Genomic DNA, 20,044 nt, shown 5'->3' with positions numbered 1-20,044 from the left:
ATTTAACTTTAAGATGAAGAGTAGATGGCAAAAAGAAAAAAAAGAACAAGAAGAACGAAGAAAAAAACCGGTTCTTCTTTATTAAAATATACAGCATGGTTTTTAGCACTGACAGCCCTTGTTTTAATATCTTTAATTACAGGGTATTATTTTGGAGCAAATGATGGAAAAATGCATAAAAAAGAAAAGTCAATAACAAAGCACAAGTCAGCACAAACAATTCCAAAAGCACCAGCTGTAAGTGTAAACAAAAGACTGCAGGAGGTACTGAAAAAAGAGACAAAAACATACGTTTCCGCAGCACATGAAATAGATAATGAAACCCTGGCAAACCCTCCAAAGCAAAAACCGAAAAAAGTGCAGATTTATACATCAAAACCGAAATTGGCTATCATCATAGATGATATGCAGACCGCATCTCAGGTAAGAGCCGTAAAACGTTTGCATCTCAATGTTACTATGTCTTTTCTGCCACCACGTGTAGCAAGACCCGACTCTGCGAAACTTGCATCACATGAAAAGTTTTATATGGTACACTTACCGATGGAAGCAATGCACTTTAGTGCTGAGGAACCGCATACTCTCCGCATACATGATTCTCAGCAAAAAATCTCCGCAAAAATAAAAGATATTAAAAAACTGTTTCCAAAAGTCGCTTATATCAACAATCACACCGGCAGCAAGTTTACATCAAATGAAATAGCAATGAACAGACTGGTTTTTGCTCTAAATGCAAACCATATACGCTTTATAGACAGCAGAACGACTGCTAAAACAATGGCGCCAAAAGTACTGAAAAATTTCGGACTGAAATATGTTGCGCGCGATGTTTTTTTGGATCATCACATGGACAAGCCATATATATTAAAACAGATAAAAAAAGCTATTGCAGTTGCAAAGGCACATGGTAGTGCCATTGCAATAGGCCATCCTCATAAAAATACACTGCAGGCACTCTCTGAATCTAAGGCTTTGTTTAAAGATGTTGAGTTAGTGCAGATAAATAAAATATATTGACTTTGCAATGCAGCAAATAAATTTTCATATACCCGAACTTGATGCTATGAAGCACTATCCGGAGAAACTTTTTTACAAAGGAAACAGTGAATTATTGCATAAAAAGAAAATTGCAATTGTAGGAAGCAGAAAACCAAATCAATATGCAAGAGAATTGACACACCGGCTTTCTCACAAACTTTCTTTAGAGGGTGTCTGCATAGTAAGCGGCGGTGCTTTGGGCGTTGATGCCATTGCACATAAGGCTGCCGGTGCAAAAAACACCATTATGGTTGCAGCAACAGGACTTGACAAGCGCTATCCTGCAATCAACAAAAATATTATTGCAGATATTGAGACAAGCGGTTTGGTACTCAGTCAGTTTGAAGAAGGGACTCCTTCTCGCAAATATCATTTCCCTTTGCGAAATGAAATAGTTGTTGCTTTGGGAGATGTGCTTGTAGTGACTTATGCAGATTTTAACTCAGGAACGATGCGCAGTGTTGAGTATGCTTTGAAAATGGGAAAAGAGGTATATGTTTTACCACATCGTATAGGAGAGAGTGAAGCGACAAATAATTTACTTGCAAAAGCAAAAGCAAAAGCTATTTATAATCTAGATGCTTTTGTAGCAGAGTTTGCAGGGTTTACATGTAAAGAAGTGGCTTTGGATGAGTTTTTGTACTATTGTCAAAGCAATCCGACCTATGAGGACGCTTTGCAAAAATATCCGACAAAAATTTTTGAAGCAGAACTGGCCGGAACCGTAGAGATAAAAAATGCAAGAGTCTATCTTAGTAACTGATTGATAAATAAAGACTGATGTCAAACTTATTGTCTTTGGATAAATACTTGTTTTTTTTATAAACGACATAAGGGGGTTTTGTTGTGGTTTCATACTCATTTTGCGGCAGCCAGCTGTGATATACCCAATGAATAAATTTCAAAAAGTCTCCGGATTCTCCCTGCAGATCAAATTTCGCGTACACCCCTCCTGAGATTTTAAAGTTTGGCAATCTGTCATTCACGGTAATATTTGGATCCTCATTGACGATGCAGGCAACATATTGGCACTCGTCAAGCGGTGTAATTGCCGGATTGTCATGCAGAAGTGCAATCTCTTTGTAGTTGGTGAGATTGTTGCTAAACACCCATGTTTGGAGTTTTTGCCAAGTCTGTTTTATGCTGTCGTTATATCCTCTGTGTCTTATGTAGTATGCTGAAAGTTCAGGCATCTTCACAATTTCAGGTGTAATGGTATGAAACTGTGCCTTTGATTTTGTGGCTATTAAAGACTGTTTGAGGATTTTGCTCGAATACTTTTTGTAGCCCCCTTTTCGCCACTCTTTGGGTGTCATGGCAAAGCGGATTTTAAAAGCGCGTATAAAAGAAGTCTGCGAAGAGTATCCACAGGAGTTTGCAACTTCGGATATTGTGGAGTATTTGTTGGTTAAGAGCAGATTGGAAGCTTTTTGCAGGCGTATGGATTTTATACTTTCATATATATTTCGGTTGAATATCTCTTTGAAAATCTTATGCATGTAAAATTTATTGATTTTCAGGTTTTGGGCAAGTTCATCCATATTGATATCTGTATCTATATTGGTATAGATGTAATACATAATATAATTGGAGATTTTTATCTTTTTTTCTAAAGTTGTTTTTTTCATAATTCTTATTATAGCAAAATTAGAAAATAAAAATTACAAAAATAGATAACTTTAATGCCAATTAAAGTATAGAGATAATTTTTTTAAAACTTTATAATACTGCAGTTTAAAATATTGGAGAATCACATGAAGCAAAAAATATCTAAAATGTTGATCGCAAACAGAGGCGAAATAGCGCTGAGAATTATTCGTGCGTGTAAAGAGTTGGAAATAAAAACAGTCGTTGTGTTTTCAGAAGTTGATGTGGAAGGCGTCTGGGTTGCCAAGGCAGATGAATGCTATCCTATAATGGGGAATCCTATTGAAGCATATTTGAACTATGACAGAATAATTTCAATGGCAAAAAAAGCAAACTGCGATGCCATACATCCGGGATACGGATTTTTATCTGAAAGTGCTGAATTCGCCAGAGCCTGTGAAGAGAACAGTATAATTTTCATAGGTCCCAAACCAGAGCACATTGAACTTTTTGGTGACAAAATGGCTTCCAAAGTTGCGATGAAAAAAATCGGTGTTCCTGTCTTAGAAGGGACTGACACACCGGTTATAGATGTTAAAGAGGGTGAAAAAATTGCCAAAGAGATAGGATTTCCTGTAATTATCAAAGCTGCATTCGGCGGCGGCGGCAGAGGAATGAGAATTGTCAAGCAGGCAAAAGAGTTTTCTAAAATGTTTGAATCTGCTACAAATGAAGCGGTGAAATATTTTGGAAAAGGGGATGTTTTTATAGAAAAATATGTTGAAAATCCTCGTCATATCGAAGTCCAGATTGTTGCTGACAAATATGGCAATATTGTGCATTTGGGAGAGAGAGACTGCTCGATTCAGCGTCGTCATCAAAAAGTTATTGAAATTGCACCGTCGCCACTGCTTAATGATGCGGTTCGCAAAGAACTCTACAGAGTTTCCATCAAAGCAATGTTCAGACTGGGGTATGAGAGTGTCGGAACAGTAGAGTTTTTGGTTGACGAACAGGATAATATTTATTTTATAGAAATGAACACCAGAGTGCAGGTGGAACATCCTGTAACTGAAACGATTACAGGTGTGGATATTATACAGAGAATGATAGAGATTGCCGGCGGAGACAAATTGAAATTTTTACAAGAAGAGATACAGTTTCGAGGCTATTCCATTGAATTTAGAATCAATTCTGAAGATCCGCAAAACAACTTTATGCCGACTGCCGGTACGGTTACAAAATATCTGACACCTGGAGGACCGGGCGTGCGTCTTGATACAAGCCTTTATGCAGGCTATGAATTGCCTACATGTTATGATTCTATGCTTGGAAAACTCATAGTCTGGTCTCTGGACTGGGAGGGTGCTGTGAGAAAAGCCAAAAGAGCACTGGATGAGTTCTATATTGAAGGATTCAAAACAAATATTGTTCTTCACAGAGAAATTGTACGGGATGAAGAGTTTAGAGCAGGAAAATTTAATACAGGCTATTTGGATTCCAAAATGGAAAAATTCAATCTTGGTGCAGTCTCTCTTCTTGCTGATGAAGAGAAGAAAGTCTCTTTTTTAAGCAGTATTATCAAAAAAATCAAAGAGAATAATTTAATTACAAGAAGCTGAAACAGCGGTGCTTAGAGAATAAGCATCGCATCGCCGTAGGAGTAAAATCTGTATTTTTCCTGTATCGCTTCAGCGTAAAGCTGATGCGTTTTATCAAGCCCGACAAAAGATGCAACGAGCATAAGCAGTGTTGATTTTGGCAGATGAAAATTTGTCAAAAGATGATTCACGCGTAAGGGTTTGTTGTTTGGATGTAAAAATAGATTTGCTTCACCCCTCATTTGTCCTTTGTGTCTTGCATAAAATTCTATAGTTCTTGTTGATGTTGTTCCAACACTCAAGACAGGAATATCAGAATCCAAAATCTCTTTTGCTTCCTTTGAAATATCATAGTACTCCGAATGCATTGGATGGTTTGTAATCACTTCAGCTTCCACAGGTTTAAAAGTACCGCTTCCTACATGTAAAGTAATATAGGCATGCTTGTGTTTTTGACAAATTCTTTTATGCTGCTCGGATGTAAAATGCAGCGAAGCGGTAGGTGCGGCAACGGCTCCTTCCTGCGAAGCAAATACGCTTTGGTATTCATCAGCATCTTCATCCTCATCTGGTCTTTGAATGTAGGGAGGAAGAGGGATATGCCCTATTTTGTCTATCACAGGAAGCAAATCTTCAAACCGTAAGAGTATGCTATTTTGGTAAAAATTGACTTCACGACTGCCGTCCTCATTTAATTGTGTCACTTTTGCCATGAGATTGTCATCAAAAAATATCTCTGTGTCTCTCTTCACTTTTCCTCGAATATATACATTGATATTGTGTGCAGTAATGGCTCTGTTTATGAGAAGTTCTATTTTCCCGCCACTCTGTTTTTTTCCAAAAAGTCTTGCTTTTATAACTTTTGTATCATTAAAAATGAGAGCACACTCCGGAGAAAGAAAGTTTTCAAGATTATAAAAAAAGGTGTGTGTAATTGTGTCCGTGGCTCTGTCGTAGACTAAAAGTTTTGCATGATCACGGGGAGAAGCAGGATAGTTTGCTATAAGTTCATCAGGAAGAGTGAAGTCATAGCTTGCAGTGAGTAACTCCTGGTTACTCATCTTTGTCCTTTTTGTCTGTAAGCTCATCATATTCATCATGATGCTTAACACTTAAACTGCTTTCATCTTCTTCCTCTTCATCATCATCTTCTTCTTCTTCTTCCAAAGGCGGGGCAGGGTTTACCATTTTCACTATCAAAATAGAAAGCAGATAGAGTATCACAAGCGGACCGGCCATAAGCAGCTGTGTTAACACATCCGGTGGAGTCAGCAGGGCTGCAACTATAAAAATAATAATGATTGCATATTTGAAAAATGCCGTCATCTGTCTGTCATCAACAAGTCCGAGAAGTGCCAAAAAGTAGGCAAACACAGGCAGTTCAAAAGCAAGACCGAAACCAAACATGATTTTTGTAAAAAATCCGACATAATCCTCGATGTTAATAAGCGGAGTAAATTTAAATGAACCGAAGGTAATGAGGAAGTCAAATCCAAAAGGTGTCACAATATAGTAGGCAAAAAGAACACCCACAAGAAACATAACTGTACCACCGACAATAAAAGGAATGATCATCTTTTTTTCGTGGGCATAGAGTCCAGGCGCGATAAAAAGCCAAATTTGCGAAAGTATAATAGGCAAGGCTCCGACAATCGCTGCAAAAAAGGAAACTTTCAATGCGACAAAGAATGCGCCGCCAACCTGTGATGTGGTAATCATACCGTTTGCCGCATTGACAGAGACTTTGCCGACTTCTGTCAGAGCATCATTGAGTGGCTGTACCATCCATGTAAGTATAGGTTCATGGAAGTAAAACATGACAAAAAACATAACTATTAAACTTGCTGCTGAAATAGCCAGCCTCTTTCGGAGTTCTACAAGGTGCGGTCTTAATTCATCAAACATTTTTATTTTCTTCTTCTTTCTCTGTATTTTCTTTTTCTTTCTCTTTCTTCTTTTTCTTAAAAGTCACTTCCTGCGTCTCTTTAGGTGCTTTTTCGATTGTATCTTCATCATCTTCTAAAAGATTGTCTGTGAGGTTTGTAAGTTTTGCACCGGCCTGCGCAGGAATGTCTGTAACTTTGTTCAGGCTTTCGCTGGCATTGAGAAGCTCTTGTTTATAAGCAAGTGCTTCCTGTTTTATCTGACTTAAATTCATCTCTTCTTCAAGGGAGTCTTTTACTGTTCCTATCGTGTTTTTAACGTTTCTAAAAAATTTAGCAATTTCGACCATTGTACTAGGCAGTTTGTCCGGACCTAGAAATAAAATAGCGACAACTGCTATGAGTAGCATCTCTGTAAAACCCATACCAAACATATTCAGCCTTCATAGTTTATTGATAGTGAGATTTTATCCAAAGAATCATTAAAAAATCTTCAAGAGGTCAAAAAGAGCGCAATTTCATCTGCCAAAAGGTAATCTGTGTTGTATAAAATATTATTTTTTAACACGATTTTGTTTTCATTGAGCAAAATTTCTGCTTTTTGCCGTTCCTGTGCATTTAATATATCCTGATCTACGCCGACAACAGAGCGCAGACCCAAAAAGATCTGTTCGAGTCTTTTGTCTTCTCGTGTGAGTATCTCTTGTCTGATTGACAGAGGATCGCTGATATATGCTTCTATATCAGTTAAGGGATAAAATCTTGTTAGTCCAAGTTTGCCGACAGCTCCGGCTCCGGCACCGATATAGTCTTTATATTGCCAATAGCCAAGATTGTGAAGAGATTGATAGCTTCCAAAATTGCTTATTTCATACTGTGAAAACCCATGCTTTTGAATCTCTTTGAAAATCCATTTTGTAAGTGAGAGCTGTTCACTTGACATTTGAGGACGGTTTTCAAAGGCCGTACCCTCTTCAATCATTAAGGCATAGGCACTGATGTGATTGATTGGCAGAGACAGCGCTGTTTGTATGTCATGTGAAAGAAGTTCTTTTGTATCACCCAGGGTAGCATAAATCAAATCCAATGAGATGTTTTTAAAGCCGACAGCAGAGGCATTGTGAACAGCATCTGAAGACATCTGCGGGGTATGTGCTCTGTTTAAAATTTTGAGTTTTTCCTTATCAAAAGTCTGCGTTCCGAAGCTGATACGGTTCACTCCGAGAGTATACATGCCCTCAAGCCACTCTTTTGTTGCAGAGTTGGGATTTGCTTCACTGGTTATTTCTGCGTTTTTCACAAGATAGGGATTAAGCAGGTCGAAAATTTCTTCATAAAGCTGCGGGGCAACGGTTGAAGGCGTGCCTCCTCCTATAAAAACAGTTTCTATAGTCTCTTTTTCTGCCTGAAATCTTTGCAATTCATACTGCAGCTGTTTTTTAAGGGCATACATGTAATTCTCTTTGAGGTGAAACTTGTCAACATAAGAGTTGAAAGCGCAGTAAGAGCATTTGGAATCGCAAAAAGGAATATGAATATAAACTAACATAGTGAAATTATAGCCGGATAAACTTATTTTAATTGCTATTGCTGTATAATCGCGTACAATTAAATACAGGTGCTTATATGAGTAAAGAAGAAATATACCGTCCCAATGTTGCTATGATAATCGTCTCAAATGAGTATCCGCAAAAAAAAGATGTTTTTATCGCACAAAGAAATGATTTGACTGACATTTGGCAGTTTCCACAGGGTGGCATTGATGAAGGCGAAGAGGTCAAAGAGGCTCTTTTCCGTGAAATGGAAGAAGAGATAGGGACAGACTCTGCTGAAATAATAGCAGAATATCCAGAGTGGATTTCTTATGATTTTCCTCCTAAAATTGCGAGTAAAATGAAGCCGTATAAGGGACAGACACAAAAATATTTTTTACTCAAACTCGCAAAAGATGCCAAAATAAACCTAGATACAAAGCATCCCGAGTTTATAAACTATAAATTTGTGGCAATAGAGGATGTTTTAGACTTTACACCGCATTTTAAGCAGTCTGTATATGAAAAAGTTATAAATCATTTTAAAAGAGAGGGGCTGTTGTAAATGCTAATAGTTCAAAAATTCGGTGGGACCAGTGTTGGTGATTTGGAACGCATACAAAATGTAGCGAATCGTGTGGCAAAAACAAAAGAAGCCGGGCATGATGTAGTAGTTGTTGTTTCGGCAATGAGCGGAGAAACAAACAAACTTGTTGGATATGCCGAACATTTTTCAAAAAATCCTGCCCGTGCAGAGATGGATATGCTTTTGAGTTCAGGTGAAAGAGTGACATCGGCACTCCTCTCTATTGCACTGCAGGAGATGGGAATTGATGCTGTTGCAATGACGGGGAGAAAAGCGGGTATTGTAACTGACAAGCAGCATACCAAAGCGCGTATTGAAGAGATTGATCCCAAAGCTATGAAAAGTGCGTTGCAAAGTGGCAAAGTTGTTGTAGTTGCCGGTTTTCAGGGAGTAAACACAGACGGAGATGTCACAACACTCGGACGTGGAGGAAGCGATCTCTCAGCTGTTGCTATCGCAGGTGCATTAGAAGCTGACTTATGTGAAATTTATACGGATGTGACAGGTATTTTTACAACAGATCCGCGAATTGAACCAAAAGCAAAAAAACTTGATAAAATCTCTTATGAAGAGATGCTTGAACTTGCATCATTAGGCGCAAAAGTATTACAAAACCGCTCTGTAGAACTGGCAAAAAAACTCAATGTCAATCTCGTAACACGAAGCAGCTTTTGCGATGATGAGGGAACATTAATTACAAAGGAAGAAAATATTATGGAAAAACCACTAGTAAGCGGAATTGCGTTAGACAGAAACCAGGCACGCATCTCTTTAATGGGTGTCAAAGACAGACCGGGCATTGCTTCTGATATTTTTAATGCATTGGCAGATGCCGAGGTAAATGTGGATATGATCATTCAGAACAAAGCGGTTGATGATACAACAAATATTGACTTTACTGTACCTGTGAGTGATCTGCATGATGCAAAATCTGTTGTAGACACCTTTGTACAAAGCGGTGAAATCAAAGATGATTCTTATAATGAAGATATCTGCAAGGTTTCTGTAGTGGGTGTTGGTATGAAATCGCATGCCGGTGTTGCTGCCAAAGCCTTCTCGACGATGGCAAAAGAAAATATCAATATCAATATGATTTCAACATCAGAAATAAAAGTATCCATGGTTATAGACGAAAAGTATGCAGAACTTGCGGTGCGATCTCTGCACAATACCTATGAGCTAGACAAATAAGTACTTACATGCCGGATTTTGCACAATGGAGCCTGGATGCCATAAGAGAAAAGGGCGGCAGTCTCAGCTGGCTTGAAGAACACCGGTTTGAGTGGTCTAAAACAACTGCATACGCATTGGAACAGATTCTTAATGGCAAAACAATTATTCTAATTACTGACGAAAAAAGAAAGTGGTTTGAAAATTACATTTTGAGTTCTTTAAACGGAGTATTGCTTGAACGCCCTATGATACCTATCATCAGCATTGACAACATTTATACCCATTACAACAGTGTAGGCAGTGGTGAAATGATAGATATTATAGACGATATGATTTCACTCTCTTTTAAGGGCGATTACTTTTTTTGGTACATCGGCAAAGGAGATGATAAACGCAGCGATATCGCCAAAAGAAAAGATGAAAGTTATTTTTGGATCTTTGATGAAGATTTCAACAATGCGTTTACACTCAAATCCTATGATACGGATTTGGATATCAAACTGTTACAGCTCTACAAACTTTTTGATGCTTCGTTGAATGCTGCAATGTTTGGAGAGGTTGATGCAAGTTCCTGATGCAATAAAAGGGCATATCCTCATTGCAAATGATGTGGAGGAAGCTGCTGAAAAACTGGAAAATGAACTGCAGGGCTTCCGGGTTGTAAAGTTTATAGAAGAAAATTTTAAAATTGAACATGCAAAACTTGTAACGGCTGAAGCGTACATCAGCGAAGCACAGACAAAGTATATCATCATCGCAGCTTTTGAGTTTACTGATGTGGCACAAAACTCTCTGCTAAAACTTTTGGAAGAACCGCCGGCAAATATAGAGTTTATTATAATCTCCCCGACGAAATCCAACTTGCTGCCTACCGTACGCTCACGACTGCCGATTTTAAAGAACCAGCTCCATCACAGTGTTATGGAGTTGGATATTACACTTGCACGACTTGACTATAAAGAGGTTTTTGCATTTTTAAAACAGCATGCCAGAGTCTCTAAAACAGAAGCCAAAGCTTTGGTTGAAGCGCTTTTTTACAGAGCAACTGTTATAGACAGGCTCATACTTTCTCCATTGCAGCTGGATAATTTTGACAAGGCCTACAGATTGCTTGATCTGAATTCACGGCCTCAAAGTGTTTTGGCAATGCTGCTTATGAGCTTTGCACAGGAGAGACAGTGAGAGTAGAAAAACTGTCAAATGAAATAAATATAAAAGATGCATTGCAAAAGCTTGGTGTTGATTCGGGCGGTATTACAATTTTGGCGTCAAAAGCAACAATGCATATTTTATATATATATGATTTGCATGTAGGGGCTGCCAATATTTTGAAACAGGATGCTCTCTCCATCGGGGCTGATTTGGCTGTTCCCCGGGGGACAGTTATCGCAGCAAAGCCAAAAGTTGACTGCATACTCATTGCGAATACAAAACAGCTGAAAGTTTTGGCAAAAAAAGAGTTGGCACAACCTTTTGGACTCAAAGAGTTAGCAAAAAAACTCAAAGAGTTTGCGCAGGTTCGTCAGCCGGATGCAGTAGAAATTATGGGTATTGTTAATGCGAATGATGACAGTTTTTACGCACAAAGCAGGCTCAAAGAAAAAGAAGCAATACAAACCATAGAGACTATGATTCAAGAGGGTGCAGATATAATAGATATCGGTGCTGTCTCTTCTCGCCCAAATGCTCCACATGTGAGTGTAAAAGAGGAATTGGCAAGAATAGAACCGCTTTTGAGACTTATAAAAGAAGAAAAACTGTATGAAAAGGTAAAATTCAGTTGTGACAGTTATGAACCAAAAGTTTTACAAAGGGCACTGGAGAGCGGTTTTAGTATTGTAAATGACATAACCGGTTTGCAAAACGATGAGGTATGCAGGCTTTGTGCGGCTTATAATGCAACAGCGGTAATCATGCATATGAAAGGAACGCCACAAACGATGCAGAAAAACCCCCATTATGAAAATGTTATAGAGGATGTATATGATTTCTTTAGCAAAAGAGTAGAAAAAGCTGAAAGTTTTGGAGTGAAAAAAATTGTGCTTGATGTAGGCATAGGTTTCGGAAAAAGAGTAGAAGACAATATAAGACTTTTAAATAGCCTTGAGCACTTTTTAACGCTGGGCAAGCCATTGCTGGTCGGAGCTTCCAGAAAATCCATGATAGATAAAATTTCACCTTCTTCTGTTGAAGAAAGGCTTCCCGGCACACTGACTCTTCATCTTGAAGCAGTAAAAAACGGTGCATCCATTTTACGGGTGCATGATGTCGCCCAGCACCTGCAAGCGCTTAAAGTTTTTAAGGCCTTGCATACATAAAGTATCTATTTTATGTATGCTTTGATTATTTCCTGACGTTCCAGCGGTCTGTCTCCGCCAGAACGCCCGGAAGTAGCGACATTGTTTAGTTTTTGCAAAGTTTGCATGGATTTTTGATCTGCAACCTTTCCAAAAATTGTATAGCCGCCGTTAAGCCATGGTGTCGGAGCTGTTGTGATGAAAAACTGACTGCCGTTTGTATTTGGGCCTCTGTTTGCCATTGCCAAAATACCGGGTTTGTCAAAAACAAGATTTGCTTTGAATTCATCCTTAAACTCTTTATGCCAGATGCTTTCACCGCCTCTGCCGCTTTCAGTCGGATCACCGCCTTGAATCATAAAATTGTGAATGATTCGGTGAAAAGCAACACCGTTGTAATAGCCTTCCTTTACATGTGTAAGAAAGTTCTCAACCGCCAAAGGTGCCGCATCTGGAAAAAGTTCAAGTTCTATATTTCCCTGTGTTGTTTGCAGGACAACATGCGGATTATTCTCAGTTGAAAACAAAAGAGTCGTATAGAGTAATACCAGTGCCAGTAAAATTCGTTTCATTAAAAAGCTCCTTATTCTTCTTCAAAGTCTAAACATACAGAGTTGATGCAGTATCGCAATCCCGTAGGCTCAGGACCATCAGGAAAAAGATGGCCTAAGTGAGCATCACAACTGCTGCATCTGACTTCTGTACGAATCATACCGTGTGACATATCCTTTATTTCAGTGACAGCCCCTTCAACAGCTTCATAATAACTTGGCCAGCCTGTTCCTGAATCAAATTTTGTACCTGATTCAAAAAGCGGGGCACCACAACAGATACATTTGTAAATACCATCACTTTTGTTATCATAATATTTTCCGGAAAAAGGGGCTTCTGTGCCGTTTTTTCGGCATACCGAAAAAGCTTCAGGACTCAGAATTTTTTTCCATTCATCTTCACTCTTTGTTATTTTCATTGAATTTCCTTATGCTTTTTGCGTAGTATAGCAAGTCTGTTTTGTATTTTATATAAAAGGAGGGTTTTGTTCAAAAATTATAGGGGAAAAGAAAGAATAGTACTGCTTCTCAAAAGCAATACTATTAAATAGTTATTTACCAGCTGCAACGCGGTCTTTAAGACCTTTACCTGCTTTAAACTTAGGAACCATTTTATCTTGAGTCGTATAAGTTTTATCTGTACCCGGAACTTTACCGGTTTTACCTTTTTGAAGTACTGCCGCAAAACTACCAAAACCAACAAGAGAAACATCTTCCCCTTTTACTAAGGCTTCTATTACTGCTTCAGTGAAAGCTTTAATTGCATTTTCAGCTTCAACTTTAGTTTTGTAGTTTCCGTGTTCTTGTACTAACTCAACGAATTGTGCTTTATTCATAAATTTACCCTTGGATTAAGATTTGCCCTGAAATAATTCAGCTACAGATACTTTATAGTTTATTTGCTTAAATTTTTCTTCTTTTTGGTGTATTTAAGAAGAAAATCTGAAATTTTTGTTTCTTTTAGTCCACATTTAGCCTGTTTTAAGAGCTTTTTGAAATTTAGAGTCGTTTTAGGCATCATAATTAAAGCTGATAAATCTTTGATTTTTTTGTATTTATTTGTTGATGTATGTATTGATAAAAACACATCTTCAAGACCATCTCTTTCATTTTTAGTCAGTATCCCCATTCCGCTACTCCTCTAATCTGTTGATTTTTCTTACAGCCCTGATAATTTCATCATCATCTAATTTACCTAACATTTTTATAACAGTTGCCGCAGCCTGTGGTTTGGCACGTCCCAGTTTCCAGTCCTGATATGTACGCATAGAAATCCCCAGACTTTTAGCCATATCTTTAAGGGAAATCTTTTTCCCATTGTATTGAGACTCTATTGAGTTATGGAGGATGTTAAATAAATCATTTATTTGCATAAAAAATATTATACGGAATAAATACTTAAATATACATTTTTTATAATATAAATTGATAATTATCGTATGATAAATATTGATTAATGTGTATTATATAATTTATATATATTATAATGATGTATTTAATGTATTTTGTATACGGATTACCGTATGTAAAGAGTATGGAGTTTTGAAGAATAAACAAAGAAAATTAAAAAAATACTATTTTTCTTCGATAACTATGGATTTTGCGACAGGGTGAAGGGTGATGATGTTTTCTTGTATTTCAAGATAAAAGGGAGGATAGAATTTTGCATCTGTTTTGTAGGCTATTTCATGGGCATTGTCAATAGTAAAGACAATGTTGTTTAAACCTTTGAAAGGTTCTTTGACAGTAATTTTTGCATTTTTGTAGGCGTTGTGTATTGCCTCTTTTTCTTTTTTAAGGCGTGTAATCTCTTTTTCCAGCTCTTCAACTTTACTTAAGTTGTGTCTTTTTGCTCCTTCTAATTTATGCCTGAGTTCCTTGATATCTTTGTCTATAAATTGCATTTTGCTTTGCACTATCGGGACATCACGGTAGTTTATTTTAAAGAGATTGTCTTCACCGGATACAAGCCGGACGGTAATAGAATTCGAAGCATAAACTTTTAGATTGTTTTTCACGTGCTTGATGGTAACATCCTGGGCGTAAACAGCACCCCCTATGGAAGCCTCAATTTCTACAGTGGTTGCATGTACCACACCGCCTTCAAGCAGAGAAATTTTCCCCTCATGGCATCGTAATGTACCTTTATGTCTGTTAATGGTTGCATATTTTGCATACTGGAGTGAGTCCTGGTGGGTAGCTCCCTCAATTTCAAGGGTTATCGCTTCAAGACGGCTTTTTGCTCCCACAAAACCGTTTACATGTATTCTCTCTGAAACAAGTGTCACCCCTTCTTTTATGGTATCCCTTGCTGTATCATGCTGTGTCACCACTATTTCAATATTATTGTCTTCGAGGTCTTCTACAAGGTCTTTGTGCTTTGTGATTTCACTGACTTTTATGCGATTGTCAACAAGAAGTTCTTTGCCGTCATAATGTACATATCCGCGTATTTTGCTTATATATTTTTTTGATGTTGCATTTTCCTCTATTCTAATAGATTTTTCATCAACATCTGCCTGTAGGTCATCCATGTTGTTGGCAAAATTTGCGTCTATATATTCACCAAAAGCATTGAGTCCGTTTTGTCCGTATACAGGCTTTTTATACTCAACAAGAAGTTCATTTTCATCTACTTCAATAACTTCGCCTGTATGTGCTTTTTCTTTAAACCAAAAAATAAGTTTACCCGGACGTGTGAGAACAGGCTCTATTCCTTCAAACAGAGGAATTTTGACACGTTTGACAAATTTGCCTGCATATATGTACTTCACTAAAATTTTCAGAGATTTTTTCATCTCTTCATCAAATATGTTCACAAGTATTTTATGATACGCTTTGATTTTGTTGCATTCTCTAAAGAGTATTTTTAACAACTCAACAGGCTGATGTGATTTATAGGGAATTTTTGAATCCGGTGACAGTATCAAAAAAGGATGTGTGAAAAATTTTGAAAAATCTATAGTATATTCAAGTTCAAGATCTCTTTTTTCTTTTTTCATCAGCGTGACAGTATAGCGCTGTTGAAATTCCACATGTTCATTGAGTATTTTTTCTTTATCTTTGTATTTTTCCTGTATCTCTTTGCTGTAAAGTTCAAAAGAAGTGCTGGCATTGCTTTTTATATATGTTTCTGTCTTGTTTATAACAAAGTCACATTCTGACGGAAGAATAAAATTTTCTTGCGCAAATGTCTGCAATGCTTCTTTGATATGACGGGTTTTTATAATTTTATGTTCTGTTTTTTTTGGCATTCATTAATACTCTAACAAATCACTGTAATCATACTTCGCAAAATCGAGGTAGAGTTTACCGTTTTGTTTAATGACTCTGATATCGCTGTCATACACGGCTAAAAATCTTTTTTTGATGATTTTTCTCTGGTAGGGCTCCAGATCAAGTGTTTTCAAATAGGTTTTGAGTTCAACAATCTGGTTGTCTTTTTCCACCTCTATGGTTTTTTGTGTTTGCGGCAAAGGTTCGACATCATGTACCGTGTTGCTGTTTTGGGCAAGAAGTTTTGTGTTGAGCAGTTCCAAAACCTGCTTTAACTGCTCGTCTTTTGTGGCATAAACTCTTTCTATTTTACTCATCTCATCACGGAGCATCTGCTCTTTGTCATTGATGAGTTTGTCTATTTTCTCTTCGAGTTGGACAATTTTAGCTTTGAGCTGCAGGTTCTCTTTTTGGTACAATGACAAAACCATGGCAACCGTTGTCCGTGGTTTTGCAGGCGGAGTGTTTTGCTGAGGTCTTTGTTGTGGTTGCGGTGAGGCTTCCTCGGGAACAATTATGTAAACAGTGTCATCTTCAACGATATAATTTAACTTTTTGCTGCGAAGTTTTGAACTGATCATCTCTTTTGACATTTTAAATTTTTTTGAATATTCATCGAGTGTAAATTTCATATACTGTCCTTTTTGAAACACCGGGTGTTAAAATTTAGAGGTGCCCTTTATAAATTGGAGGAATAATTATACCTGATTTTCTCAGCCATACACGGTATCCCTTTTTTTCATTGCCATGCTTGTCCTGAAAAGCAAAGAGGGTGGACTTTTTAAATTCTCTTTCCTGAAGAAGTTGGTTGTATTCTTTATGCACAGAAATGAAACGTTTAAAATTGTAATATGCTTCATGAGAGATCATTACCGTTGAAATACTGAAGTCTTTAATTTCCAAGTATCGGGCACAGTCATTGAGTCCTGTGCCTATAAAATTCTGATGCCCTAAAATGTCTGTAAATTTATTGATTCTCCCCGTATGCACTGCTATACGCAAGCCATGAAAATAGGAAAATTTCTTTGAAAGCTGCTCCGAAAAGTGATGAAAGCTCAGCCCTAAAATTGTTCCGTAGCCTCTGAACTTTGGTGTGAGTATGCAGTAAAATCCGTCTCCTGTCGGGATATACCCCAAAATAAGTTCTTCTACAGGAAGTTTTGCACTTTCAAGCAGACGTTGTATGATTTTTTTGTAACTGCGTGTCAAAAAATTGATGATTTCAAACTGTTGCTGTATGGTAAGCATTGAAAAATTAATGATATCTATTAAAACTATATCAGTATTGATTTCTTCACAAGCACTCATCTTTATGTATCCTTTGGGATTCTGATTTTAGCATAAAGTTCTTTTAAATGAACTATATATTATAATTGTAAAATTAAATTTTTTAGGGAATTATTATGAGTAATGGTGTATTGGATATTGTTAAACCCGGGGTCCTTTTTGGTGATGATGTTTTAAAAGTCTATGAATATGCAAAAGAAAATGGTTTTGCTATACCTGCTGTCAATGTTGTAAATACTGACTCTGTCAACGGTGTATTGGAAGCTGCTGCAAAAGCCGACTCTCCTGTGATTATACAATTCAGTAACGGGGGTGCTTCCTACTATGCAGGCAAAGGTTTAAGCAATGATGGTGAAAAAGCGGCAATTATTGGTGCGGTGGCCGGTGCGATTCATACACATATGATGGCAGAGGCTTACGGTGTTGCGGTGATTCTGCATACTGACCATGCCTCAAAAAAGCTGCTTCCGTGGATAAATGCTCTGCTTGAAGCAGGTGAGAGTTATTATAAAACACAGGGAAAACCACTGTTTTCTTCCCATATGCTTGATCTTTCAGAAGAGTCTTTAAATGAAAACATCGGTACATGTAAAGCCTATTTTGAAAGAATGAACAAAATCGGTATGAGCATCGAAATAGAGCTAGGCTGTACAGGCGGAGAAGAAGACGGTGTGGACAACACAAACATTGACAATGCACTTTTATATACCCAACCCGAAGAGGTGGCTCTTGCCTATAAAGAGTTGAGTGAAATTTCTCCAAATTTTACAATAGCCGCTTCCTTTGGAAATGTACACGGTGTTTACAAGCCGGGAAATGTACAGTTGACACCTAAGATACTAGACAATTCACAAAAATATATTCAGGAAAAACTGCATACAAAAGAGAAACCTGTCAACTTTGTATTTCACGGCGGTTCAGGATCTTTGCCTTCAGAAATCAGTGAAGCGATCAGTTACGGTGTTGTAAAAATGAATATCGATACCGATACTCAGTGGGCAACATGGAACGGCGTTCGTCAGTATATAGAAAAGTATCATGATTATCTTCAGAGTCAAATCGGAAATCCGGAAGGTGAAGACAAACCGAACAAAAAATACTATGATCCAAGAAAATGGCTGCGTGCCGGACAGGAAGGTCTGGTTGAGCGTGTTATTCAGGCCTATAAAGACTTGAATGCCATGAACAGAAACTAAGAGTGCAGTTTTTTGTGAATATCCCTGATACTTTTTGTATCAGGATTTTTTGTATAGTGTATATGTAACAGCTGTCTTAGTTTGTTTTCATTAAATCTCCAAAAATGCTCTTTGTCAAAATCTTCGTGTTTTGTGACCATTTCATGCAACTCTTTTTCTGTGAGTTCTCCATGACTGCCTTTTATGATTTTTAAAATCAAATCCATTAATTCTGTCTGTGCCTGAGGGGTTGTGTCATCATCTTTGAGTTGTTTTGTCGGCATAAATTTATACATTTTCCATGCACTCAGACCGAGACCGAGTAAAAAAGCAATCATCATCCAAGAAGAGAGTGAAAGTTCCATTAATATCCTTTTTTTGCTCAATTATAGGCTTATTTTGATAAAATTCCAGTTATGAATGATAAAGTATTTACAAAACCGATAAAAAAACAGTTTGAATTTGATGAAGAAGTGGCAGCTGTCTTTGATGATATGCTTGAGCGGAGTGTTCCTTTTTACAAAGAGGCGCAAAAAATTACAGAATTTTTTGCACTGAAAAACCTGAATGAAAATGGGAGAGTCTATGATCTTGGCTGTTCAACCGCATCAACACTGCTGAGTATTCACAGAAAACTCTCAAACAAGGCAGAGCTTATAGGTCTTGACAACTCTGAAGCAATGCTCACGCGTGCAAGAAAGAAATGTGAAGCGTATGGTGCCGACATAAAAGTTTGCAATGCGGATATACTGAGCTATGATTATAAAGAGGCAGATGTTTTTATCAGTAACTATACTCTGCAGTTTATTCGTCCTCTTGTTCGTGAAGAGCTGGTAAAAAAAATAGCCGTTTCATTAAAAAAAGAGGGTGTATTTATATTTAGCGAAAAAGTCATCTCTCATCATCCCAAACTTAACAAAGAGTTGATTGAATGTTATTATGATTTTAAAAAAACGCAGGGCTATTCCGAGTATGAAATCATGCAAAAACGCGAAGCTCTGGAGAATGTACTGGTGCCTTACAGTGAAGAAGAAAATATAAAAATGGCATTAAATGCAGGTTTCTCTCATTGTGAAGTACTTTTGCGCTGGGCAAATTTTGCTACTTTTATTGCTGTAAAAGAGTAGAACCTACCAGACGTTTTTTTCTGCTTTTGGCTGCTCTTTTGCACCAAAGAAACTTTTGACTTTTGCGCTGCTTTTTTTTATTTCTTTGCCCATTGTCTCATAGGTAATGATGTCATCATCTCCGCACTCTTTGTGATAATATCCCTGAAAATCGTAGTACTCTTTGCAGTCACTGTAGTATTTTGCAGAAATCCCGTGTTTGTTTAGACAGCCGTTAAAAAAAAGCATGAATAAAACTAATAAATATATGCGTATCATAATAATCTCCAAGCACTTTGCATACCTAAACTTTGAAACTCTCTTTTGTTCTGCAAAACTCTGTTAAAAAACATTCATCGCATTTAGGATTTTTGGCAGTGCAGATGTACCTTCCAAACAAAACCATTGCCTGATGGAGTACATGCAGGTCGGTTTTGAATTTTTTTACCAAAGTGGCTTCTGTCGCCTTGGCTGTTTTGTCATCGCTCAGACCAAGTCTGTGTGCGACACGAAATACATGGGTATCTACTGCCATTAGGTTCGCACCGGTATACTCTATCATCACAACATGGGCTGTTTTTTGTCCGACGCCTGCCAGGGTCTGCAGGTCTTTTTCATTCATTGGTATTTCACCGTCATACACTTCCGCAACACGTTTTGCCATGGCTATGAGGTTTTTTGCTTTGTTGTTAAAGAAGGAGCAGGTGTTAATAAGCTTTTTCACCTCTTCTATATCAGCATCTGCCAAATCTTGAGGCGTCGGATACTTTGCAAACAGGGCAGGAGTAATAAGGTTGACTCTTTTGTCGGTACATTGCGCTGAGAGTGCTACGGCAATTACCAGTTCATAGGCATTTTTATAATGCAGTTCTGTGACCGCATCACTGTAGCGCTCCATAAAGCGTTTTTGGATCTCTTGGATCTCTTTTTTTGTTGCTTTTTTCATAAATGT

Annotated in this window: 26 protein-coding genes; 10 read left to right on the top strand and 16 right to left on the bottom strand. The window is 37.6% G+C overall.

Annotated elements, in window-relative coordinates; all coding sequences use genetic code 11:
- Positions 1-24: 24 nt before the first annotated feature.
- Positions 25-1,017, top strand: a complete 993-nt coding sequence (locus MLC52_RS09605) for a divergent polysaccharide deacetylase family protein (RefSeq protein ID WP_434580196.1) — start codon at positions 25-27, stop codon at positions 1,015-1,017.
- 7 nt (positions 1,018-1,024) lie between these two features.
- Positions 1,025-1,801: a DNA-processing protein DprA gene (locus MLC52_RS09600; RefSeq protein WP_434580194.1), complete on the top strand. Its 777-nt coding sequence runs from the start codon at positions 1,025-1,027 to the stop codon at positions 1,799-1,801.
- On the opposite strand, the gene MLC52_RS09595 is transcribed toward MLC52_RS09600, so the two are convergent.
- Positions 1,791-2,666, bottom strand: a complete 876-nt coding sequence (locus MLC52_RS09595; RefSeq protein WP_151899748.1) for an AraC family transcriptional regulator — start codon at positions 2,664-2,666, stop codon at positions 1,791-1,793. The two genes, MLC52_RS09600 and MLC52_RS09595, sit on opposite strands and share 11 nt — an antisense overlap.
- Before the next feature lie 126 nt (positions 2,667-2,792).
- Between MLC52_RS09595 and MLC52_RS09590 the strand changes: the two genes are divergently transcribed.
- Positions 2,793-4,247: an acetyl-CoA carboxylase biotin carboxylase subunit gene (locus tag MLC52_RS09590; protein WP_434580193.1), complete on the top strand. Its 1,455-nt coding sequence runs from the start codon at positions 2,793-2,795 to the stop codon at positions 4,245-4,247.
- Positions 4,248-4,258: 11 nt separating this feature from the next.
- On the opposite strand, the gene queA is transcribed toward MLC52_RS09590, so the two are convergent.
- From queA to hemW, 4 genes are read right to left on the bottom strand one after another with little or no spacing between them, the layout of a single operon-like run.
- Positions 4,259-5,287 carry a tRNA preQ1(34) S-adenosylmethionine ribosyltransferase-isomerase QueA gene (gene queA / locus MLC52_RS09585; protein ID WP_434580191.1) on the bottom strand — a complete coding sequence of 343 codons (1,029 nt, stop codon included), beginning with the start codon at positions 5,285-5,287 and terminating at the stop codon, positions 4,259-4,261.
- The gene (gene tatC, locus MLC52_RS09580) at positions 5,280-6,131 is read right to left on the bottom strand and encodes a twin-arginine translocase subunit TatC (RefSeq protein ID WP_434580190.1); all 852 of its coding nucleotides are present in this window, start codon (positions 6,129-6,131) and stop codon (positions 5,280-5,282) included. Before tatC ends, queA begins: the two co-directional genes overlap by 8 nt.
- Positions 6,124-6,543 carry a Sec-independent protein translocase protein TatB gene (gene tatB / locus MLC52_RS09575; RefSeq protein WP_151899752.1) on the bottom strand — a complete coding sequence of 140 codons (420 nt, stop codon included), beginning with the start codon at positions 6,541-6,543 and terminating at the stop codon, positions 6,124-6,126. The genes tatC and tatB overlap by 8 nt, the downstream gene beginning before the upstream one ends.
- A gap of 59 nt (positions 6,544-6,602) precedes the next feature.
- A complete protein-coding gene (hemW, locus tag MLC52_RS09570; RefSeq protein WP_346389859.1) occupies positions 6,603-7,658 on the bottom strand; it encodes a radical SAM family heme chaperone HemW in 1,056 nt (351 codons plus the stop codon).
- Between the two features lie 77 nt (positions 7,659-7,735).
- Between hemW and MLC52_RS09565 the strand changes: the two genes are divergently transcribed.
- Genes MLC52_RS09565 through folP form a run of 5 tightly spaced genes read left to right on the top strand, consistent with a single transcriptional unit; the run spans position 7,736 to position 11,718 of the window.
- Complete coding sequence (locus MLC52_RS09565; RefSeq protein WP_151899754.1) at positions 7,736-8,206, top strand: RNA pyrophosphohydrolase; 471 nt, start codon at positions 7,736-7,738, stop codon at positions 8,204-8,206.
- Positions 8,207-9,418 (top strand): aspartate kinase, encoded by a 1,212-nt coding sequence (locus MLC52_RS09560; RefSeq protein WP_151899755.1) that lies wholly within the window; start codon positions 8,207-8,209, stop codon positions 9,416-9,418.
- Positions 9,419-9,426: 8 nt separating this feature from the next.
- Positions 9,427-9,975: a HobA family DNA replication regulator gene (locus MLC52_RS09555; protein WP_151899756.1), complete on the top strand. Its 549-nt coding sequence runs from the start codon at positions 9,427-9,429 to the stop codon at positions 9,973-9,975.
- A complete protein-coding gene (locus MLC52_RS09550) occupies positions 9,962-10,582 on the top strand; it encodes a DNA polymerase III subunit delta' (protein WP_434580186.1) in 621 nt (206 codons plus the stop codon). Before MLC52_RS09555 ends, MLC52_RS09550 begins: the two co-directional genes overlap by 14 nt.
- Positions 10,579-11,718, top strand: a complete 1,140-nt coding sequence (gene folP / locus MLC52_RS09545) for a dihydropteroate synthase (protein WP_434580184.1) — start codon at positions 10,579-10,581, stop codon at positions 11,716-11,718. The genes MLC52_RS09550 and folP overlap by 4 nt, the downstream gene beginning before the upstream one ends.
- A 5-nt stretch (positions 11,719-11,723) precedes the next feature.
- Here folP and MLC52_RS09540 read toward each other — a convergent pair whose 3' ends face one another.
- The 8 genes from MLC52_RS09540 to MLC52_RS09505 all read right to left on the bottom strand — a co-directional run bounded on the left by MLC52_RS09540 (position 11,724) and on the right by MLC52_RS09505 (position 16,832).
- The gene (locus MLC52_RS09540; protein ID WP_434580182.1) at positions 11,724-12,269 is read right to left on the bottom strand and encodes a peptidylprolyl isomerase; all 546 of its coding nucleotides are present in this window, start codon (positions 12,267-12,269) and stop codon (positions 11,724-11,726) included.
- An 11-nt stretch (positions 12,270-12,280) separates the two neighbouring features.
- The gene (gene msrB / locus MLC52_RS09535) at positions 12,281-12,667 is read right to left on the bottom strand and encodes a peptide-methionine (R)-S-oxide reductase MsrB (protein ID WP_151899760.1); all 387 of its coding nucleotides are present in this window, start codon (positions 12,665-12,667) and stop codon (positions 12,281-12,283) included.
- A gap of 132 nt (positions 12,668-12,799) precedes the next feature.
- The gene (locus MLC52_RS09530; protein ID WP_151899761.1) at positions 12,800-13,084 is read right to left on the bottom strand and encodes an HU family DNA-binding protein; all 285 of its coding nucleotides are present in this window, start codon (positions 13,082-13,084) and stop codon (positions 12,800-12,802) included.
- A gap of 59 nt (positions 13,085-13,143) precedes the next feature.
- The gene (locus MLC52_RS09525; RefSeq protein ID WP_151899762.1) at positions 13,144-13,377 is read right to left on the bottom strand and encodes a hypothetical protein; all 234 of its coding nucleotides are present in this window, start codon (positions 13,375-13,377) and stop codon (positions 13,144-13,146) included.
- A gap of 4 nt (positions 13,378-13,381) precedes the next feature.
- Positions 13,382-13,621: a helix-turn-helix transcriptional regulator gene (locus MLC52_RS09520; protein ID WP_151899763.1), complete on the bottom strand. Its 240-nt coding sequence runs from the start codon at positions 13,619-13,621 to the stop codon at positions 13,382-13,384.
- A gap of 201 nt (positions 13,622-13,822) precedes the next feature.
- Positions 13,823-15,502, bottom strand: a complete 1,680-nt coding sequence (locus MLC52_RS09515; protein WP_434580180.1) for a flagellar assembly protein A — start codon at positions 15,500-15,502, stop codon at positions 13,823-13,825.
- 3 nt (positions 15,503-15,505) lie between these two features.
- Positions 15,506-16,156, bottom strand: a complete 651-nt coding sequence (locus MLC52_RS09510) for a hypothetical protein (protein WP_418640596.1) — start codon at positions 16,154-16,156, stop codon at positions 15,506-15,508.
- Between the two features lie 34 nt (positions 16,157-16,190).
- Entirely contained in the window at positions 16,191-16,832 is a 642-nt protein-coding gene (locus MLC52_RS09505) for a hypothetical protein (RefSeq protein ID WP_151899766.1), read from the bottom strand.
- Between the two features lie 95 nt (positions 16,833-16,927).
- Between MLC52_RS09505 and fbaA the strand changes: the two genes are divergently transcribed.
- Positions 16,928-18,007: a class II fructose-bisphosphate aldolase gene (gene fbaA, locus MLC52_RS09500; protein ID WP_151899767.1), complete on the top strand. Its 1,080-nt coding sequence runs from the start codon at positions 16,928-16,930 to the stop codon at positions 18,005-18,007.
- Here the strand turns inward: fbaA and MLC52_RS09495 are convergent.
- On the bottom strand, positions 18,004-18,351 hold the full coding sequence (locus MLC52_RS09495) for a hypothetical protein (protein WP_151899768.1): 348 nt from the start codon (positions 18,349-18,351) through the stop codon (positions 18,004-18,006). The two genes, fbaA and MLC52_RS09495, sit on opposite strands and share 4 nt — an antisense overlap.
- A gap of 51 nt (positions 18,352-18,402) precedes the next feature.
- Here MLC52_RS09495 and cmoA point away from each other — a divergent pair, with 51 nt between their 5' ends.
- Complete coding sequence (gene cmoA, locus MLC52_RS09490) at positions 18,403-19,113, top strand: carboxy-S-adenosyl-L-methionine synthase CmoA (RefSeq protein ID WP_434580177.1); 711 nt, start codon at positions 18,403-18,405, stop codon at positions 19,111-19,113.
- 3 nt (positions 19,114-19,116) lie between these two features.
- On the opposite strand, the gene MLC52_RS09485 is transcribed toward cmoA, so the two are convergent.
- Together MLC52_RS09485 and nth are read right to left on the bottom strand one after the other, a co-directional pair.
- Positions 19,117-19,371 carry a hypothetical protein gene (locus MLC52_RS09485; protein WP_346389865.1) on the bottom strand — a complete coding sequence of 85 codons (255 nt, stop codon included), beginning with the start codon at positions 19,369-19,371 and terminating at the stop codon, positions 19,117-19,119.
- A 25-nt stretch (positions 19,372-19,396) separates the two neighbouring features.
- Entirely contained in the window at positions 19,397-20,038 is a 642-nt protein-coding gene (nth, locus tag MLC52_RS09480) for an endonuclease III (RefSeq protein ID WP_151899771.1), read from the bottom strand.
- Between the last annotated feature and the right edge of the window lie 6 nt (positions 20,039-20,044).

The sequence above is a fragment of the Sulfurimonas sp. NW15 genome (genome assembly GCF_051132285.1).
Taxonomy (GTDB): domain Bacteria; phylum Campylobacterota; class Campylobacteria; order Campylobacterales; family Sulfurimonadaceae; genus Sulfurimonas; species Sulfurimonas hydrogeniphila.
This window is presented reverse-complemented; position numbering and strand designations above follow the sequence as displayed.

Bases quoted from the DNA above. Each gene is read 5' to 3' on its own strand.
- MLC52_RS09605 (WP_434580196.1), top strand. From the start codon at position 25: ATGGCAAAAAGAAAAAAAAGAACAAGAAGAACGAAGAAAAAAACCGGT.
- MLC52_RS09600 (WP_434580194.1), top strand. From the start codon at position 1,025: ATGCAGCAAATAAATTTTCATATACCCGAACTTGATGCTATGAAGCAC.
- MLC52_RS09595 (WP_151899748.1), bottom strand. From the start codon at position 2,666: ATGAAAAAAACAACTTTAGAAAAAAAGATAAAAATCTCCAATTATATT.
- MLC52_RS09590 (WP_434580193.1), top strand. From the start codon at position 2,793: ATGAAGCAAAAAATATCTAAAATGTTGATCGCAAACAGAGGCGAAATA.
- queA (WP_434580191.1), bottom strand. From the start codon at position 5,287: ATGAGTAACCAGGAGTTACTCACTGCAAGCTATGACTTCACTCTTCCT.
- tatC (WP_434580190.1), bottom strand. From the start codon at position 6,131: ATGTTTGATGAATTAAGACCGCACCTTGTAGAACTCCGAAAGAGGCTG.
- tatB (WP_151899752.1), bottom strand. From the start codon at position 6,543: ATGTTTGGTATGGGTTTTACAGAGATGCTACTCATAGCAGTTGTCGCT.
- hemW (WP_346389859.1), bottom strand. From the start codon at position 7,658: ATGTTAGTTTATATTCATATTCCTTTTTGCGATTCCAAATGCTCTTAC.
- MLC52_RS09565 (WP_151899754.1), top strand. From the start codon at position 7,736: ATGAGTAAAGAAGAAATATACCGTCCCAATGTTGCTATGATAATCGTC.
- MLC52_RS09560 (WP_151899755.1), top strand. From the start codon at position 8,207: ATGCTAATAGTTCAAAAATTCGGTGGGACCAGTGTTGGTGATTTGGAA.
- MLC52_RS09555 (WP_151899756.1), top strand. From the start codon at position 9,427: ATGCCGGATTTTGCACAATGGAGCCTGGATGCCATAAGAGAAAAGGGC.
- MLC52_RS09550 (WP_434580186.1), top strand. From the start codon at position 9,962: ATGCAAGTTCCTGATGCAATAAAAGGGCATATCCTCATTGCAAATGAT.
- MLC52_RS09540 (WP_434580182.1), bottom strand. From the start codon at position 12,269: ATGAAACGAATTTTACTGGCACTGGTATTACTCTATACGACTCTTTTG.
- msrB (WP_151899760.1), bottom strand. From the start codon at position 12,667: ATGAAAATAACAAAGAGTGAAGATGAATGGAAAAAAATTCTGAGTCCT.
- MLC52_RS09530 (WP_151899761.1), bottom strand. From the start codon at position 13,084: ATGAATAAAGCACAATTCGTTGAGTTAGTACAAGAACACGGAAACTAC.
- MLC52_RS09525 (WP_151899762.1), bottom strand. From the start codon at position 13,377: ATGGGGATACTGACTAAAAATGAAAGAGATGGTCTTGAAGATGTGTTT.
- MLC52_RS09520 (WP_151899763.1), bottom strand. From the start codon at position 13,621: ATGCAAATAAATGATTTATTTAACATCCTCCATAACTCAATAGAGTCT.
- MLC52_RS09515 (WP_434580180.1), bottom strand. From the start codon at position 15,502: ATGCCAAAAAAAACAGAACATAAAATTATAAAAACCCGTCATATCAAA.
- MLC52_RS09510 (WP_418640596.1), bottom strand. From the start codon at position 16,156: ATGAAATTTACACTCGATGAATATTCAAAAAAATTTAAAATGTCAAAA.
- MLC52_RS09505 (WP_151899766.1), bottom strand. From the start codon at position 16,832: ATGAGTGCTTGTGAAGAAATCAATACTGATATAGTTTTAATAGATATC.
- fbaA (WP_151899767.1), top strand. From the start codon at position 16,928: ATGAGTAATGGTGTATTGGATATTGTTAAACCCGGGGTCCTTTTTGGT.
- MLC52_RS09495 (WP_151899768.1), bottom strand. From the start codon at position 18,351: ATGGAACTTTCACTCTCTTCTTGGATGATGATTGCTTTTTTACTCGGT.
- cmoA (WP_434580177.1), top strand. From the start codon at position 18,403: ATGAATGATAAAGTATTTACAAAACCGATAAAAAAACAGTTTGAATTT.
- MLC52_RS09485 (WP_346389865.1), bottom strand. From the start codon at position 19,371: ATGATACGCATATATTTATTAGTTTTATTCATGCTTTTTTTTAACGGC.
- nth (WP_151899771.1), bottom strand. From the start codon at position 20,038: ATGAAAAAAGCAACAAAAAAAGAGATCCAAGAGATCCAAAAACGCTTT.